Origin of the sequence: Larkinella punicea (genome assembly GCF_003334855.1) — a bacterium.
Classification (GTDB): domain Bacteria; phylum Bacteroidota; class Bacteroidia; order Cytophagales; family Spirosomataceae; genus Larkinella; species Larkinella punicea.
The window spans coordinates 1-17,173 of sequence record NZ_QOWE01000002.1; the positions used below are offsets into that span (position 1 = coordinate 1).

12 protein-coding genes are annotated in these 17,173 nt (G+C 54.1%); 8 read left to right on the forward strand and 4 right to left on the reverse strand.

Going from position 1 to position 17,173, the window contains the following annotated elements; genetic code table 11:
- The 4 genes from DUE52_RS01890 to DUE52_RS01905 all read right to left on the reverse strand — a co-directional run.
- Window positions 1–970, reverse strand: a 970-nt coding sequence (locus DUE52_RS01890) for a RagB/SusD family nutrient uptake outer membrane protein (protein ID WP_170315679.1), incomplete at its 3' end; no start/stop codon positions are given.
- A 63-nt stretch (window positions 971–1,033) separates the two neighbouring features.
- Window positions 1,034–4,573, reverse strand: coding sequence for a SusC/RagA family TonB-linked outer membrane protein (locus DUE52_RS01895; RefSeq protein WP_229312035.1), 3,540 nt, complete (start codon window positions 4,571–4,573; stop codon window positions 1,034–1,036).
- Window positions 4,574–4,601: 28 nt separating this feature from the next.
- A complete protein-coding gene (locus DUE52_RS01900) occupies window positions 4,602–5,603 on the reverse strand; it encodes a FecR family protein (protein ID WP_114404261.1) in 1,002 nt (333 codons plus the stop codon).
- Between the two features lie 57 nt (window positions 5,604–5,660).
- The gene (locus DUE52_RS01905) at window positions 5,661–6,332 is read right to left on the reverse strand and encodes a sigma-70 family RNA polymerase sigma factor (RefSeq protein WP_114404262.1); all 672 of its coding nucleotides are present in this window, start codon (window positions 6,330–6,332) and stop codon (window positions 5,661–5,663) included.
- Between the two features lie 199 nt (window positions 6,333–6,531).
- Between DUE52_RS01905 and DUE52_RS01910 the strand changes: the two genes are divergently transcribed.
- The 8 genes from DUE52_RS01910 (at window position 6,532) to DUE52_RS01945 (ending at window position 17,170) form a co-directional block, all read left to right on the forward strand.
- Window positions 6,532–6,939, forward strand: coding sequence for a contact-dependent growth inhibition system immunity protein (locus tag DUE52_RS01910; RefSeq protein WP_133299741.1), 408 nt, complete (start codon window positions 6,532–6,534; stop codon window positions 6,937–6,939).
- 40 nt (window positions 6,940–6,979) lie between these two features.
- A complete protein-coding gene (locus DUE52_RS01915; RefSeq protein WP_114404264.1) occupies window positions 6,980–8,047 on the forward strand; it encodes an NHL repeat-containing protein in 1,068 nt (355 codons plus the stop codon).
- Between the two features lie 175 nt (window positions 8,048–8,222).
- Window positions 8,223–9,749, forward strand: a complete 1,527-nt coding sequence (locus tag DUE52_RS01920) for a c-type cytochrome domain-containing protein (protein ID WP_114404265.1) — start codon at window positions 8,223–8,225, stop codon at window positions 9,747–9,749.
- A 134-nt stretch (window positions 9,750–9,883) separates the two neighbouring features.
- On the forward strand, window positions 9,884–13,360 hold the full coding sequence (locus DUE52_RS01925) for a DUF1553 domain-containing protein (RefSeq protein ID WP_114404266.1): 3,477 nt from the start codon (window positions 9,884–9,886) through the stop codon (window positions 13,358–13,360).
- A 117-nt stretch (window positions 13,361–13,477) separates the two neighbouring features.
- On the forward strand, window positions 13,478–14,926 hold the full coding sequence (locus DUE52_RS01930; protein ID WP_114404267.1) for a DUF1501 domain-containing protein: 1,449 nt from the start codon (window positions 13,478–13,480) through the stop codon (window positions 14,924–14,926).
- A gap of 39 nt (window positions 14,927–14,965) precedes the next feature.
- Window positions 14,966–15,367: a nuclear transport factor 2 family protein gene (locus DUE52_RS01935; RefSeq protein WP_114404268.1), complete on the forward strand. Its 402-nt coding sequence runs from the start codon at window positions 14,966–14,968 to the stop codon at window positions 15,365–15,367.
- 11 nt (window positions 15,368–15,378) lie between these two features.
- A complete protein-coding gene (locus DUE52_RS01940; protein WP_114404269.1) occupies window positions 15,379–15,972 on the forward strand; it encodes a GNAT family N-acetyltransferase in 594 nt (197 codons plus the stop codon).
- Window positions 15,973–16,060: 88 nt separating this feature from the next.
- Complete coding sequence (locus DUE52_RS01945) at window positions 16,061–17,170, forward strand: mechanosensitive ion channel family protein (protein WP_114404270.1); 1,110 nt, start codon at window positions 16,061–16,063, stop codon at window positions 17,168–17,170.
- The last annotated feature ends 3 nt before the right edge of the window (window positions 17,171–17,173 follow it).

Consider the following 17,173-nt stretch of genomic DNA (forward strand, 5'->3'; position numbering starts at 1 on the left):
AAGGAACTGGCACCGTGCTACCCGTTCCCGACGGACCGTTGAAGGTCACCGGTTTGAAGTTAGGGTACATGTTATCCATCGGGTTACCCGCCACCAGCGTGTTGTATTGCAGCATGAACAGGTGCTCCAGGCGGTTTTCGGTGCTTTCCCGGTGTACATCTTCATACGTCGTGAACAGGTTGATCACCGTCGGGTTGGCATTCGAGTAGGTGATCACTTCCAGGGCTTTGTCGGCCGCCAGCTTGTAGTGCGTCGCACCTTTGCTGAGCGGGAAACCCGCCATCGTCAGGTAGACTCTCGCCAGTTGGGTTTTGACAGCCGCCAGGTTAGCCCGGCCACTGACATCCATCCACGCCAGTCCGGCCGCTTCGGCCGCCACCAGGTCTTCCACGATCAGTTTATAAACTTCTTCCTGGGAAGCACGGGCGGGCTGGAAATCTTCCGAAGTGGCCGTTTGCGGTTTGGTAATCAAAGGAATGTCACCCCACAGACGAACCGCCGTAAAGTACGCAGAAGCGCGCAGAAACCGGGCTTCCCCCAGAATCTTGGTCTTCTGGGCATCCGGCATGGGCGTAATGGCCGGCACGCGGTCGAGCACCTGGTTGGCCTGGGCGATGACCTTGTAGAGTCCGTTCCAGTAGTTGACCACATGGGCGGTGTTGCCGTCGTGAACCAGCCCGTAGAGGTTGTTCAAATCCGAGTTCTGGGCGGTTTCGGTGGTCGAGGTGCCGGTGAGGGCCTCGAGCAACTGCCAGTTGGAAGAGAAGATCCCGGCCCCGTCGCCCATGAAACGCAGGTCGGCGTAGACCGAAGCCAGGGCGGCTTCGGCGTGGTCAGGAATGGTATAAAAATTGTCGGGGGTTAGGTTGGAGGGTGCCTGCTCATCGAGGAAATCGGAACAACCCACCGGACCCAGCAGGATGGCACCCAGCAGGGCCACCTTGCTCACTTTATGAAGGATATGTTTCATTTTTTGAAAATCGAATTTTGAATACGTTAGAATGTACTGAACTATCGCTTAATCGTCCCTAAATTACAGCCCAATCTGCAACCCAAACATGAACGTCGTCGGTTTGGGGTAATTGTGCCAGATCATTCCTTGCGAGAACGCACTGTTGCTATCACCCTGATTGGTCGGGGTTACTTCCGGGTCGCCGATGATTTTGTCTTTCACCAGCAGGAAGAAATTCTGCACCGTGGCATAGGCCCGCAAGCGGTTCAGTTTGAGTTTGTTGGTTACAACACCCGGAAACGTGTACCCAAACAGCAGGTTTCGGCCCCGCAGGAACGAACCGTCCTTGATCCAGTAACTGTCTACGTTCAACACATAACCGGCCCGCGTATCGCGGATTTCGGCAATTTGGCTGTTTTGATTCGTCGGCGTCCAGGCATTCAACACCGAGGTGTAGCTGTTGGCCAGGGCCTGGCGGTCTTCGCTGGTCGAGATGTTCAGATCCATGACATCATTGCCGTAGGAAAACTGCAACTCCAGCGTTAAATCGAAGTTTTTGTAGCGAAAGGTGTTGGAAAAAGCACCCCAGGCTTTCGGGCTACCATTCCCGATGATGCTCCGGTCGGCATCCGTGATGGCACGGTCACCGTTGACATCCAGGTACTTGATGTCACCCGGCAGCATCGTCAAACCGTTCCGGTAGCTCACAAACCGGGCCGCTTCTTCGCGTTCCGCTTCGCTCCAGACGCCCACGCGGGTCAGCCCCCAGAACGACCCGACCGGTTCGCCCACCCGGATCACGTTGGTTGGATTCGTAAAGTTCGGCCCACCCACGTTGAAGATGTCCGAAGGCGTGGCCAGCGACAAGACTTTGTTGCGGTTGAAGGAGATGTTGAAGGTCGAGTTCCACTGAAAACCGCCCGCGTCGATGTTGACCGTGTTCAGACCAAATTCAAAGCCTTTGTTCTGCATCGAACCCACGTTCCGGCGAATCGTGCCGTAGCCGCTCGTGCGCGGAACCGGCGCATCCAGCAGCATGTCGGTTGTTTTGCGGTAGTAGTAATCCGCTTCCAGATTGATCCGGCCTTTCAGCAGGCCCAGTTCGACGCCAATATCCGTCTGGGCGGTTTTTTCCCAGCGCAGATCCGGGTTGGCCAGTCGGCTGATTCCCGTACCCGACACCCGGCTATCGCCGTAAATGGTTGCGTAGTTCGAACTGAGCAGCGACAGCGACGAGTAAGGCGGTATTTCGGAATTCCCCGTCAAACCGAAGCTCGTCCGCACTTTCAAATTCGAGATGATGGAATTGCCTTTCAGGAACTCCTCTTCCGATGCCCGCCAGGCCAGAGCCGCCGAGGGGAAGAACGCGAATTTGTGGTTGTTCCCGAATTTCGAAGAACCATCGGCTCGACCGGTGAAGGTCAGTAAGTACTTCTCCATCAGGCTGTAGTTGATCCGGCCGAAATAGGAATTGAACGAAAACCGGGAAGCGCCCGAACTCACCGCCGGGTTGGTGGCACCCGCGCCCAGGTTGTTGAAACCAAAATAGTCCGTCGCAAAATTGCGGACACTGGCCCCAATCGTGAAGTAATTCGATTCCTGCCACGACACCCCCAACAGGGCATTGATGGCGTGTTTGTCGTTGATCTGCTTGTTATAGGTCAGGTAGTTTTCCAGCGACCAGAACGAGTCTCTGAAATTGTTGGCCGATGCCGTCCCGTTTGCGCCAATTTCCAGCGTCCGGGTGCTGGACTGGTTCACTTCCTGCGTCTGGACGTTGGCTCCCAAAACCGTCCGCATTTCCAGCCCTTTGGCCAGGCTGATGTTCGAATATAGACTTCCGGTGGTAGTTTGCGTGTTCAGAATATACCGGCGACCCATCAGACGGTGGTACGAACTCATGGTTCCTTCCGCAAACGGAAAATCCCGGTTATTGGCGAAAGAACCGTCTTCGTACTGAACGGGCAAGAACGGGAAATCTTCCACAATCTGGCGGGCCACGGCGTCATTCACGTCCACCAGGTTCTCCGTCTGGTTGTTGTAGCTCAGCGTACCGCCCATTTTTAGCCACGATTTCACCTGATCGTCGATCGTAAACCGGCCCGAATACCGCTTCATGTACGAGGTTTTGAGCAAGCCCTGATCGTCGCGGTAGCCCAGTGAAATCGAATACTGCGTGCGGTCGTTGCCTCCGCTGAAACCCAACTGGTGGTTTTGTGATAGTTTATTCTGGGTGGTTTCTTTGAACCAGTCGGTATCATACTTCGGACTGCCGTCGGAATTCCAGACGCGGGGGTCGATCCGGCGTAGTTTGGGGTTCAGATACGCCCATTTGCCAGCCGCCCACCCCGCCGGATCGTATTTGGCCATGTTGGCCCAGGCCAGGTCTTCCACGGCCATATACTGCTGGGAATTCAGAACCCTTGGGCGGTTGGGACCAATCGCATTCACGCTAAAATCGACATTGTACGTAACCTGACCTTCACCCGATTTTCCTTTTTTGGTCGTCACCAGCACCACGCCGTTGGCACCCCGCGCGCCATAAATGGCGGTCGAAGAGGCATCTTTCAACACTTCCACCGAAACAATGTCGTTGGGGTTGATGTAGTCGATGGCCGAACTAAACTGGTTTTGGGTTCCCTGCGGCAACATCACCCCGTCGACCACGTAAAGCGGATTGTTCGAGGAGTTGATGGAGCTAAACCCGCGAACGCGGATGGTGGTCCGACCGCCGGGCCGACCCGAGTTGTTATTGACCTGCACGCCGGGCATCCGACCCGCCAGCGCCTGGGTCAGCGAAGCCGCCGGGCGTTCTTTCAATTCGGCTTCTTTAACGGAACCGACGGCCCCGGTCAAGTCGCTTTTCCGGGCCGTACCATAGCCAATGACCACGATTTCTTCCAGTACCTTGTCGTCCGGTTTTAGCGAAACATTCACGGTCGTCGACGCCTTCACGTTCAGTTCCTGAGACAAATACCCCACGAAGCTGAAAACCAGTGTCGCGCCAGTGGCGGCTTCCGGAACGGAAAGCGAATAATTGCCTTCCGCATTGGTTACGGTTCCGCGCTGGGTTCCTTTGATCACCACGCTAACACCGGGCAGCCCTTCGCCGTTTTCACTGGACACTTTCCCGCTCACCGTGAAGTCGGCGATGTTGACCGATGGCGCATTCGGGGAGAAAACCGGGCTTCCTGCCGCGGTAGGCTCCTTTAGTGAAACCGGTGTATTCACCGATTCCAGGGCCGGCGTGGCCGGAGCGCTGGTCTTGGCCGGATTTTTAATGATGTAATAGGCCTGATTTCCCACCTTTTTAAACATCAGGTCATACGGTTTCAGCAGGGTTTCCAACTGCTTTTCCAGCTTCCCGGAACGGAGCCGGACGTTGGCCGGAACAACAATACCGTTCACCGTCGTTTCCTCGAACAGAATACTGACCTGATGCTGGCGGCTTAATTCCGTCAACACTTCTTTCATTTTCTGGCCTGCCGCCGGAACGGTCTGAATCACCTCCGTCGATCGGCTTTGTTGCCGGGCCAGGGCAATCGGTTGCGCCTGCGTCAGTTGGTGACTGAGCACCGCCAGCGAAACCAGGGCCGTTTTTTGTAAAAATGAGATTACCATATTGAGTAGGATTTAGGAATAGGAATGGTTAAGGGTGTTTAGGAGTAGTCAATTCAATATAATGGCGTTTTTTCACCACGTTGATCGTCAGCAATTCGGCTAAAATCTGGAACAGATCGTCGGCCTGCTCGGCCCGGAAATTACCGGCAATCCGCCGTTGGGCCAGTTTGGGTTCGGGCACCACGACTTTGATTCCAAACTGCTCCTGAATCTGATCGGCGACCTCGGTCAGGGAGGTGTTGTCGAAGTAAAACCAGTGGTCTTTCCAGGCAACATACGGCCGGGCGGTTTTGGTCTGGGTGAGCCGGTACCGACCGGAATTGGCCACCGTCACCACGTTGCCGGGCCGCATGTAAAGCTGCTGACCCTGCGGCAGATCCAGCTTCACCTTGCCTTTGCTGAGAAACACCCGCTTGCCTTTGGCCCGGGCATACACCACGAACTCAGTACCCAGCACCTCGACCTGAAAACGATCCGCCGTCCGGACAATAAACCGCTGGTTGTTGGCGGTATGGGTCACTTTAAATTCGCCTTCGCCTTCCAGATACACCTCCCGCGTTTTGTTCCCAAACCCAAACCGGGGAACGCGCAGGCTGGAATTAGCATTCAGCGTCACTTTCGTTCCATCCGCCAGTTTATACTCGCTGGTTTGTCCGAAGGCCGTCCGGTGGGTTTCATACAGGATTTGGGTCCGGAAAACGTAGGCACCCAGCAGGCCCAGCAAGGTAATGGAAGCCGCTATGCCCCAGGGGAGCCATTTCTGAAACAGTCCGGATCGGGAAACCGGCAGCACTTTCGATGGAGTCACGGTCGGCTGGTCGTCTTCCAGCACCCGCTGGTAGGCGGTCAGTGCTTTTTCGGCGTCTACCGAAAACTGGGGTCGCTGGCTTTCCCATTCATCCAGGTATTGGTAATAGGCTTCGTGGTTGGCTTCGTCCGTCAGCCATTCTTCGAGGTATTTTCGCTGGATCGCCGTCGCTTTTCCATCGAAAAAATCGAATACAATGCGTTTTATCAGTAAAGGTTCCATAGCAGATTCAAATTTTGCCGGTTAGTCAACTGGAGAAAGAAGGGTGTCATCGGCCCATCAGAAAGCATAGGTAACCAGCCCCAGCAGCAGACTGATAAACCATTCTCCTTTCAATTCCTGACGTAACTGGTTGAGTGCCCTGATCATCAGTTTCTCAACGGCACTGTTGCTGATCTGCATCTCCTGCGCAATTTCCAGGTACTTTTTCCCTTCAATCCGGCTCAGCAGAAACGCCCGCTTGCACTGCGGGGTCAGACTCTGGATGGCGTCTTCAATTTTCTGGTGCAGTTCGCTGTAATGCAGCACCTCGTCGGGTTGCAGTGCCGGTGATATGCCCTGGGTGTGCAGGGTGTCCAGCGAATCGGAAGGATGCAGTTCCCAGCGCAGGTAGTTGTAGGACCGGTGGCGAACCGTCTGGTAGAGATACGCCCGGTAGGACGTCGTAATCCGCTCAAAAACGCGATCCTGCCAGAAAGCCGTGTAGACTTCGGCCACCAGATCCTCGGCCACTTCTTTGGAGTAGACGAACCGAACCGCGTGGTTGACCAGATTGGTGTAATACCGCCGGAACAGCAGTTCGCAACCGCGTTTCGGATCCTGAGCGAAGAGTTGGCGAAAGATCAATTCATCGTCCGTCACTTTGCCGGGTTGAAGCGGCTGGTGGCTTCCCAAAAAGCGCGGCAAAGAATCTCCGCTATTTTCGGTATCGTCTAAGGGTACTTGTTGCATGCAGCGTGTTGCTAAACCAGGTGGTATTTAACATAGACAAGTTTGCACTTTATTACCTCACATGGCGGATGAAAAATAAATTTTTAGTGGTTTTTTCACCATTCCCCGCGATTTTCCGCCAATAAAAAAGATACCTTTACACGTACAGAAGTGGTTTCGGACGCGATAAATTTGCGGTTGAAAGCGTCTCCTGTCTGACATGAACCATACATCAATGGAGGAAAACTGGCAGCAGCAAACCCTTGACAATCTGGAGAAAACAAGTGGAGAAGAGCCGGATTTTGGCGACAACCGGAGTCAGAAGATCTACGCCCTGCGGCAGACGCCCCTGAACCAGTTTAGCACGGAAGACATCCGGTTGCTGATTGCCGAAGGAATTTCATTGCCGTACCTGATTCCGCTGGCGCTTGAAAGGCTCACCAAAAACCCGTTTGCCGAAGGAGAATATTACCCCGGCGACCTTTTTCAGAGTGTTCTGAACGTCGATTTGAATTTTTGGTTGACAAATCGCCCGTTTTGGCAGTATATTCACCAACTTATTATAAACAATTCGTTCGAGCTGGAAGACCGGGGCATCAATCCGGAACGATTTCTCGAATTGTCGTAGCTTAAACACCCAATTTCCTAAACCTTTTGTAATTGCTCTTATGAATTCACAACCTGTAAACCGACGCACGTTTCTTACGAAGGCCACAGCCGCAACCGCCGTCGGATTAACGATTCCCCATATTAATTTTGGTGCCCAGCCCAAAGCCGATGAAAAAACCGTCGGACATGGCTCGCACCGCTACCGGGTCGTGCCAAACTGGGGCGTTCTGGATGCGGGCAAAAATCCGGTCAACGACTGCCACGAAATGGTGGAAGATGCCAAAGGCCGCCTGATTCTGCTGACCAACGAGACGAAGAATAACGTCATCATTTACGATAAATCGGGCAAACTGCTCGAAACCTGGGGCACTACCTACCCCGGTGCCCACGGCCTGACGCTGGCCAATGAAGGCGGGGAACAATTCCTGTTTATTTGCGACAACAACCGGCATCAGGTCATCAAAACCGACCTGAAAGGCAAAGAACTGCTGAAAATCGATTACCCGAAAGAAACCGGCAAATACGATTACCCGACGCAGTTTACGCCGACCGAAACCGCCATCAACCCCGCCAACGGCGATATTTACATCGCCGACGGCTACGGCCTGAACTACATCACGCAGTATGACGCCAAGGGCAAATACATCCGGCACTGGGGCGGCAAAGGCTCCGAAAACGGTCAGTTCGATTGCTGCCACGGCATTCTGGTCGACACCCGCAACAAAGCCAATCCGACCCTGCTCATTACCGACCGCCGTCACAACTGCCTGAAGCGGTTTACGCTCGATGGCAAATACCTCTCGACCATCGCCTTACCCGGTTCGTACATCTGTCGGCCGGTTTTGCACGGCGACATGATTTACGGTGCGGTGTTCCGCAGTACGTCCGATGCCTACCCGAACTCGGGCTACATCCAGATTCTGGATAAAAACGACAAGGTGGTTTCCACGCCGGGCGGTTCGGCACCGGTTTACAAAGACGGCAAACTGGAAGAACAGCGGAAAGACACGAGCTTCACCGGCTTCATGCACCCGCACGACGTTCTGGTCGATGGCGACGAAAATGTGTATGTGCCGCAATGGGCTTCCCAAAAAACCTATCCGGTGAAACTACAGCGCGTTAGCTGATAAAATCGGCCGTCATTGCAAGCACAAACGCCTGTAATGACGGCCTGCTTCCTGAACTCAACCATACCGTTTGCCGGGCCGGAAACAACTTTGGCCCGGCTTGGAATCATACGCATACTCGTCAGGCTCTGCTCAGGCCGACGTTCCTCCCAAAATTGAACATCCGATTGATTCAATGACTCCTTTTATTCTTTTACAGGCTACCGCACCGCAACCCTCCGAGTGGGCTTTGTTCTTTGGGCATTTCCACCCGCTCATCGTCCACTTGCCGATTGGTTTTCTGCTGATTGCGGGCCTGCTCGAACTGGACCGGCTGACGCGTCGCCAAACCGTTAGTTCCCATACGATTACGTTGATTTTGTTCTGGTCGGCCGTCAGTGCCACGATGGCTTGTATCTTCGGTTATCTGCTTTCGCTGGGCGGTGGCTACGAAGAGGAAACGCTGAACAACCACATGTGGGAAGGCATCGGCGTAGCGGTTTTTGCCTGGGTGGCCTGGGCCATCAAGCACGAACGGATTGGGCCGAAAATCCGCTTTGGCCCCCTGCTGTATTACCCCGCGTTGGGCGTAGCGGTTTTGCTGTTGCTGGCGGCTGGCCACGAAGGCGGGTCGCTCACCCACGGTTCCGACTTCCTGACCCAACATACTCCCGAACCCTTCCGGTCGCTGGCGGGGATTCCGCCCCGCGAGGAAGCGGAAGAAGCCGCGAAACCCATCGAAGACGTCAATCAGGCAATGGTGTATCAGCAAATTGTTCATCCGATTCTGAAAAGCCGCTGCATTCAGTGCCACAATCCGGAAAAATCGAAGGCCGATCTGCGGCTGGATTCGCCCGAAATGATCAAGAAGGGCAGCGAAGATGGTGCGATTCTAGTCGCTGGTAAAGCCGACCAAAGCAAACTGGTTAAAGTGTGTCTGTTGCCGGAAGAGGACGACCACCACATGCCGCCCAAAGGCAAAACCCAACTTACTGAAAATCAAATTGCGCTGCTCACCTGGTGGATCAACGAGGGCGCACCGTTCGACAAAAAGGTGGCCGAACTGAAAGTGACCGACACCATCAAACCGGCCCTGGCCGCACTCGGAACGGGTGGCGGAAACGTGGGCGGTGAGCAGGTTGCAACCGGTCCGGCACCGGAGTCGCCGGTGTTGACGATGAAACTGCCGGCTGCTGATCCCAAAGCAATTGAAGAGTTGAAAAAAGCCGGTTTGCTGGTTTTGCCGCTGTCGAAAGAACAGAATCAACTGGAAGTCAGCGCGGTCAACGCCCGGGCCTTCAGCGATGCGCAGGCGGTTTCGCTGCCGAAACTGAGCCAGCAGATTGTCTGGCTGAAATTGGGGGATACGGAAGTTTCGGACGCGACACTGGCGCAGGTGGCTCAGTTAAAGAACCTGCAAAAACTGCACCTGGAACAAACGAAAGTAACCGACGCCGGTTTGAAAAACCTGAAAAACCTGCCGTATCTCGAATACCTGAATCTGTACGGGACCGCCGTGACCGACGCCGGGCTGGCCGAACTGGCTGGTATCAAAAACCTCAAAACCGTTTACCTCTGGCAAACCAAAGTGACGGATGCGGGTGTGGCAGAATTGAAAAAAGCGTTGCCGGGACTGGAAATCAACATGGGACTGGGCGAGAATTCCATTGCGGCCTTTGCCAAAGCGGATTCGGCCAAAGCCGAAAAAGCAAAAGCGAAGTGAGGATTCCTTTCGGACGAGACACCGGTTTTGGCAAGGATATAGCACTTTTTTGAAGCCGAATTGGTTTATTTCTTTACAAACCCGCTTGATTTTCGTAAATTCATTGTGTTTTTCCCTTAAACCCCTTTGTTCGTATGCGTCATTTACCCGACATACGAGTTCAATCCTTCCTGCTCAGCACGGCAATCGGCCTGTTTTCGATGGCCGTTGGAAGCTCGTGTGAAACGAGCGTCGAAAAACCGGCTGAACTGCTGGCGATTGAAAGTAAATTGCCCGAAAAAGTCGATTACAACCTCCATATCAAACCCATTTTATCCGATCGCTGCTTTGCCTGCCACGGCCCGGATAAGGCCAAGCAAAAAGCCGGTTTGCGGTTGGACATTGCCGAAAGTGCCTATGAAGCCTTAGCCGAAAGCGGTAAAAAAGCCATTGTTCCCGGTAATCTGGCCAAAAGTGAAGCCTACCACCGCATCATTTCTGACGACCCCGAATACCGGATGCCAACGCCGGAATCCAATCTCATTCTGACGACGGAAGAAAAAGCCTTGCTGGTTCGCTGGATCGAGCAGGGGGCCGAATACAAACCACACTGGTCGCTGATTGCGCCCCAACTGGCGGAGGTTCCGAAGGTTAAAAATGAGAAGTGGGCCAAAAATGAGATTGATTATTTTGTCCTTAAAAAACTTGAAGAGAAAGGCTTATCGCCGAATGCCGAAGCAGATAAAGCGACCTTGCTGCGCCGGGTTTCGCTGGATCTGACCGGTTTGCCGCCGACGGTGGCCGAAGTGGATGCGTTTCTGGCCGACCAGTCACCGGATGCCTACGAAAAGGTGGTTAACCGCTTGTTCAGCAGTCCGCATTATGGTGAACGTCAGGCCGTTGAGTGGCTGGATGCGGCCCGGTATGCCGATACGCACGGCTACCAGGACGACGGTTTGCGGACGATGTGGCCCTACCGCGACTGGGTGATTCGGGCATACAACAAAAACCTGCGGTTCGATAAGTTCATCACCTGGCAACTGGCGGGCGATATGCTGCCCAACCGCGACGGCGGACCGCCGACTGAAAACATGCTCCTGGCCACGGCGTTCAACCGCAACCACCAGCAGAGCCAGGAAGGCGGGATTGTGGATGAGGAATACCGGGTGGAATACGTCGCCGACCGCGTCAATACGTTTGGGAAAGCGATGCTGGGCATGACCGTCGAGTGCGCCCGTTGCCACGACCACAAATACGACCCGATCAGCCAGAAAGATTATTATTCGCTGTTTGCGTTTTTCAACAACAACAACGAGCGCGGCCAGATTCCGTACAACGGCGAACCCGCCCCGACGATCACGCTCACCTCGTCGGAGGTCGACGCCAAATTGAAGTTCATTCACCAGAAAATCAAACCGTTACAACAACGCTTGAATCCCAATCGCCCCGAATACCAGCAGGCTTTTGGTCAGTGGCTGACGCAGGCGGAACGGAATCCCGCTTCGTCGGTCAACGTCGGTCTGGTGGCGCATTACACTTTCGACGAGGCCGATCGGCGGGATTTTAAAGCCTACGAAAGTTCGGAGGAAAAGAAATTGAAAGACGCCGAACGGAAAAAAGAAGACGAGCTGAAAAAGAAAGAGGAAGAACGGCGTAAGAAACTGGGATTGCCGGAAGTGAAGAAACCCGCCGTTCCGAAAACCCACGAAGAACTGGAAAAAGATCCCCGCAATGCTTTCTGGAATCAGGTGAACGACACGCTACCCGCGCGTTTGGCCGGCGACCCGGAAAGTTTCCCGTACCAAATCAAAGGGAAAGTTGGAATGGCGCGGTATCTGAAGGGCGACAGCAATATTGAATTGCCCCGAAAAGTAGGCTTTTTTGAGCAAAACGAGCCGTTTTCGGTGAGTGCGTGGTTCAACGTGGCCAAGCCGGGTCTGGAAGGGATGTTGATGGGCAAGTCGAACGGGCCGTTTGACGGAAACCGGGGCTACGAAATTGGTCTGCTGGAAGATGGCCGGTTTAAGCTCACGATCAACCACGTCTGGCCCGACAACAGCCTCGATGTGGAAACCGTCGCCAAAATCCGCTACAAACAGTGGTTTCACCTGACCATGACCTACGACGGCTCGGGCCGGGCAGGTGGAATTAAGTTGTACCTGAACGGGCAACCAACTCAACTTCAAATCATTACCGACCACCTGGTTCACAGCATCGACCGCGGAAAAAATGGCAAAAACTGGTCCGGGTCGCCTTTCCTGATTGGCCGCATCCACGATCATTACATCAAAGATTACGCGATTGACGAATTAAGGATTTATAACCGCACCCTGACTCCGCTGGAAATTCCGAAACTGGCGGGTCAGCCGGACGCCCTGACAACGGCCTTGTTTACGCCAGCGGCCAAACGGACGGCGGCTCAACGCGCCGGTTTGTACACGTATTACGTTACCGCCCACGACTCGACCTACCGAAAAGCGTTTGCGGAATATCAGAAAAACCGGGCGGAAGAAGTGATGCTGTACAACAATTCCGACCAGGTGATGGTGATGAAAGAGCGGAAATTCCCCCGCAAAACTTTTCTGCTCAAACGGGGAGCCTACGACGCGCCCGGCGAAGAAGTGACGCCCGCAACACCCGAGCAGTTCATGCCTTTCCCGGCCAACTATCCGAAAAACCGCCTGGGGTTGGCGATGTGGTTATTGCATCCGGACCATTCGCTGTTCAGCCGCGTGATGGTCAACCGGTTCTGGCAGCAGTATTTTGGGCAGGGACTGGTCAAAAGCAGTGATGATTTCGGGAATCAGGGCAACCTTCCCTCCCACCTCGAACTGCTGGATTTTCTGGCCGTTCGCTTCCGGGATGGCACCGGGCGGGCAGGCATCTGGAACGCCAAAGCCTTGCAGAAAATGATTGTGATGTCGGCTACGTATCGCCAGTCGTCCGTGGCAGATGCCAAAAAATTGGAAGCCGATCTGGACAATTCACTGCTTTCGCGTGGCCCGAGCTACCGGATGTCGGCGGAACAGGTTCGCGACAATGCTCTGGCTGCCAGCGGTTTATTATCCCGCAAAATTGGCGGCACCAGCGTACTTCCGTATCAACCCTCCGGTATCTGGGAAGCCCTGGCCACCCGAAATGCCATCAAGTATGAACAAAGTCATGGCGACAGCCTCTACCGCCGAAGTCTGTATACGATCTGGAAACGGTCGTCACCGCCCCCGATGATGCTCAATTTCGATGCCGCCGAACGGCACACCTGCATCGTGAAACGGCAGAAAACCTCGACGCCCTTGCAGGCTCTGGTGACGCTGAACGACCCGCAGTTTGTGGAAGCCGCCCGGGTGTTGGGGCAAAAGGCGTTGGAGAAAGGATTGCGGGATGAGCCGTTGATCAGTTACGTATTTAAAGCCGTGACCAGCCGCCCGGTTCGGCCCGCCGAAGTGGCCCTGATGAAGCAGTTGTATACCGAAGAACTCGCCGATTTCAGGAAAAACCCCAAACGGGCGATGGAATTAGTAAGCGTAGGGGAATATCCGGTCGATAAAACCCTGTCGACTGCTGAGCTGGCAGCCTGGACGGTGGTGACCAGCACGATTATGAATGTTGACGAAGCGATTATCAAACGATAATCGATAACCCTGTCAGCGGTCGATAGACCCTGACAGCGGTTATCGTTGTTTCATTATACTGACCTTACTAAACCGCTGTCAGGGTCTCTGACCGCTGACAGGGTTTCAACCAAGATCATGAACAACCTGGAAGACGAACTGCACGATCAGTTGAGCCGCCGGACCTTTCTGGGCAAAACCAGCGCCGGTTTGGGAGCCATTGCCCTCGCATCCTTGCTCAATCCGACGAAAGGGCTGGCCGGGAGCGAAGAAAACCGCGCACTGGGCAAACCGCACTTTTCACCGAAGGTGAAGCGGGTCATCTATTTGTTTCAGAGCGGGGCACCCTCGCAGTTGGATTTGTTCGATTACAAGCCCAAACTGGAAACGATGTGGGGCCAGGATTTGCCCGAATCCATCCGGAAAGGCCAGCGCCTGACGGGAATGACTTCCGGACAAAGCCGGTTTCCGCTGGCCGCTTCCAAGTTCAAGTTTGCCAAACACGGTCGTAGTCAGATGTGGGTCAGCGAGTTGCTGCCCTACACGTCGCGCATTACGGATGATTTGTGCTTCATTCGTTCGATGAACACCGAAGCCATCAACCATGATCCGGCGGTGACATTTTTCCAGACCGGTTCGCAGCAGGCGGGACGGCCATCGTTTGGTTCCTGGGCCAGCTATGGGTTGGGTTCCGACAACCAGAATTTGCCGGCCTTTGTCGTGCTGCTCTCGAAAGGGCGCGATGGTGATCAGCCGTTGTATGCCAAGTTGTGGAGCAACGGTTTTCTGCCTTCCGTGCATCAGGGCGTGGTTTTCCGCTCCGGCCCCGACCCGGTCTATTACCTCAACAACCCGCCGGGCATCGACAAAACCAGTCGTCGGCGGATGCTGGATTATTTAGGAAAACTGCATCAGGAACAATACAAACAGGTGCTGGACCCGGAAATCAACAACCGGATGGCGCAATATGAAATGGCGTACCGAATGCAGACGTCGGTGCCCGAGACCCTCGACATTTCGAAAGAACCGGATTACATTTTTGACCTGTACGGCCCCGATTCGCGCAAACCGGGAACGTTTGCCGCCAATTGCCTCTTGGCCCGGAAGCTGATTGAAAAGGACGTCAAGTTCGTGCAGTTGTATCACCAGGGCTGGGATCAGCACGGGAATTTGCCGAACGACATCAAGATTCAGACGAAAAGCGTCGATCAGCCGTCGGCGGCTTTGATCATGGATTTGAAACAACGCGGACTGCTCGACGACACGCTCGTGATCTGGGGCGGAGAGTTTGGCCGCACCAATTATTCGCAGGGCAAGCTGTCGAAAGAGAATTACGGTCGCGATCACCACCCGCGTTGCTTCACGGTCTGGATGGCCGGTGCGGGGGTTCAAAAAGGCATGGTGTACGGCGAAACCGACGAGTTTGGGTACAACATTGTCAAAGATCCCGTCCACGTCCACGATTTTCAGGCCACGATTCTGCACCTCATGGGCGTCGATCACGAGAAGCTGATTTTCAAACACCAGGGACGGCGGTATCGGCTGACTGATGTGCACGGAAAAGTAGTGAAGCCGGTTTTGGCGTAATCCTTCCTATCTTTGCGCCAAACAAACCCATTCGAATCAATGACCGCTCTCGACGTTGTCAAAACCTATTACGATTGCTTCAATCAAAAAGACTGGAACGGCATGCTGGCGTTGGTACACCCCGACATCCGGCACGAACCCAATCAGGGCGAAGCGCGCATTGGCCTGGAAAAATTCACCGACTTTGTTCATCACATGGACGAATCGTACGATGAAAAATTGACGGAGTTGGTTTTCCTGAGTGAACCATCGGATAAACGGGTCGCCGTTGAATTTGTCGTAAATGGCGTTTATAAAAAGGCCGAAGACGGTTTGCCACCAGCGAATAACCAAACCTACGTTGTTCCGGCAGCGGCTTTTCTGGAAGTGTCTGACGAAAAAATAACCCGCGTAACGACCTATTACAACCTGCCTCAGTGGATTCAAGCGGTTTCAAACTAAAACCGCACCCCATGCAATCGCTTTCTTTTCTGACGAAAAAAGGCCCGGAAATTGAATCGGTTTTTGATGATCTGGCGGCTCTCCGGATTGCAGTTTTTCGTGACTATCCGTATCTCTACGAAGGCACAATCGACTACGAAAAAGAATACCTGAAAACCTACGCACGGTCGGAATGGTCATTTCTGTTTGCCGTGTATGACGGGCCAAAGATGGTCGGAGCCACCACCTGCATTCCGTTGCGGGACGAAACCGCCGACATCCGGATGCCATTCGAACAGGCTGGTTTTGACCTGGATACGATCTTTTATTTCGGTGAAAGCATTTTACTTCCGGCCTATCGGGGGCAGGGTTTAGGCCACCGGTTTTTCGATGAACGGGAAGCCCACGCCCGCCGTTCCGGCACGTTCAAACTCACCTGCTTCTGCTCGGTTGAACGCGAAGAAAACCACCCCGCCAAACCGCTCGATTACCGGCCCAACGACGCGTTCTGGCTCAAAAGAGGATATCAGAAAGAACCGTCTTTGCGGAGCAGCCTCGAATGGCCTGATCTTGGCGAAGTAACATCGACGCCCAAACCGATGGTGTACTGGATGCGGGCGTTGTAAGTGCACGCTGCTGAAAAATCTTTCCCAAAACCGGGCAACAATTTCTATCTCTGGCTTCTTTTATAGGTAACTCCTCGATTAGTATACCATGAACTGGACGGATTTTTGGGATAATTTCAGCCAGATCGGCACGGAGATCGATCGCTGGCTGCGGCACAACCGGAAAATTTCCGGCTGGCTTTTGTTGGCCGTGGCCGTTGGGGCCGGATTGCTGGTCAATATGATTGTGGCGCAAACGATCCGGATGATTCTCCGCCGTCGCCATGTTGAAGCATTGGGTTTTCTGCGTCAATACGTCCGCAATGCCTTTTATTTTTTCGTACCCTCCCTGTTTTTTCTGATTATCACCAACATTCAGGAGCGTTCGTTTCAGCGGTTTCCGTATGCCTCCAAAGCCGCCGAAGTTGCCTTTGTCATCACCACCACCTGGCTGGTGGTTCAACTTCTGAAAGTGTTGGAACGACTCATCATCCGCCGGTATGACACGGCCAGCGACGTCAATCTGCACCTGCGGAAGTTCGTAACCCAGATTGTCTTTGTCCGGCAACTCGTCTCCATCCTGGTCATTGCCGTTGGTTTTTCCGTGTTGCTGCTGTCGTTCAATGGCGGGCGCAAAATTGGATTGAGCTTCCTGACCTCCGCCGGGATTGCGTCGGTGGTCATCGGTTTTGCCGCCCAGCGCACCATCGCCAACCTGCTGGCCGGTATTCAGATTGCCTTTACGCAGCAGATTCGGGTGGAAGACGCCGTGGTGGTGGAAAACGAGTGGGGCCGGATTGAAGAAATCAACCTGACCAACGTGGTGGTGCGGGTTTGGGACCGCCGTCGGCTCATTCTGCCCATTACCTATTTCATCGAAAAACCGTTCCAGAACTGGACGCGGTCAAACGCGTCGGTATTGGGAACGGTCCTACTGTATCTGGATTATAATGTCCCCGTTGATCGCATTCGGGAGAAGGCGAAAGAACTGGTTGAAAACAACCCGCTGTGGGACCGGGAAGTTTGTGTGGTTCAGGTGACCGACACCCAACCGACCTGCGTCGTCATCCGCATCCTGACCTCCTCGCGCAATGCCCCGGAAAGTTTCGATCTGCGGTGTTTTCTGCGGGAAAATATCATTGCCTTTCTGCGGGATGAGTACCCCGAAAGCCTGCCCCAAACCCGGTTTCAGTTTACCGAAACGGCCCCATCCGTCTGATGG

Coding starts and splice junctions, on each gene's coding strand:
- DUE52_RS01930 (WP_114404267.1), top strand. CDS start 13,478: ATGAACAACCTGGAAGACGAACTGCACGATCAGTTGAGCCGCCGGACC.
- DUE52_RS01895 (WP_229312035.1), bottom strand. CDS start 4,573: ATGGTAATCTCATTTTTACAAAAAACGGCCCTGGTTTCGCTGGCGGTG.
- DUE52_RS01935 (WP_114404268.1), top strand. CDS start 14,966: ATGACCGCTCTCGACGTTGTCAAAACCTATTACGATTGCTTCAATCAA.
- DUE52_RS01920 (WP_114404265.1), top strand. CDS start 8,223: ATGACTCCTTTTATTCTTTTACAGGCTACCGCACCGCAACCCTCCGAG.
- DUE52_RS01915 (WP_114404264.1), top strand. CDS start 6,980: ATGAATTCACAACCTGTAAACCGACGCACGTTTCTTACGAAGGCCACA.
- DUE52_RS01945 (WP_114404270.1), top strand. CDS start 16,061: ATGAACTGGACGGATTTTTGGGATAATTTCAGCCAGATCGGCACGGAG.
- DUE52_RS01925 (WP_114404266.1), top strand. CDS start 9,884: ATGCGTCATTTACCCGACATACGAGTTCAATCCTTCCTGCTCAGCACG.
- DUE52_RS01900 (WP_114404261.1), bottom strand. CDS start 5,603: ATGGAACCTTTACTGATAAAACGCATTGTATTCGATTTTTTCGATGGA.
- DUE52_RS01905 (WP_114404262.1), bottom strand. CDS start 6,332: ATGCAACAAGTACCCTTAGACGATACCGAAAATAGCGGAGATTCTTTG.
- DUE52_RS01910 (WP_133299741.1), top strand. CDS start 6,532: ATGAACCATACATCAATGGAGGAAAACTGGCAGCAGCAAACCCTTGAC.
- DUE52_RS01940 (WP_114404269.1), top strand. CDS start 15,379: ATGCAATCGCTTTCTTTTCTGACGAAAAAAGGCCCGGAAATTGAATCG.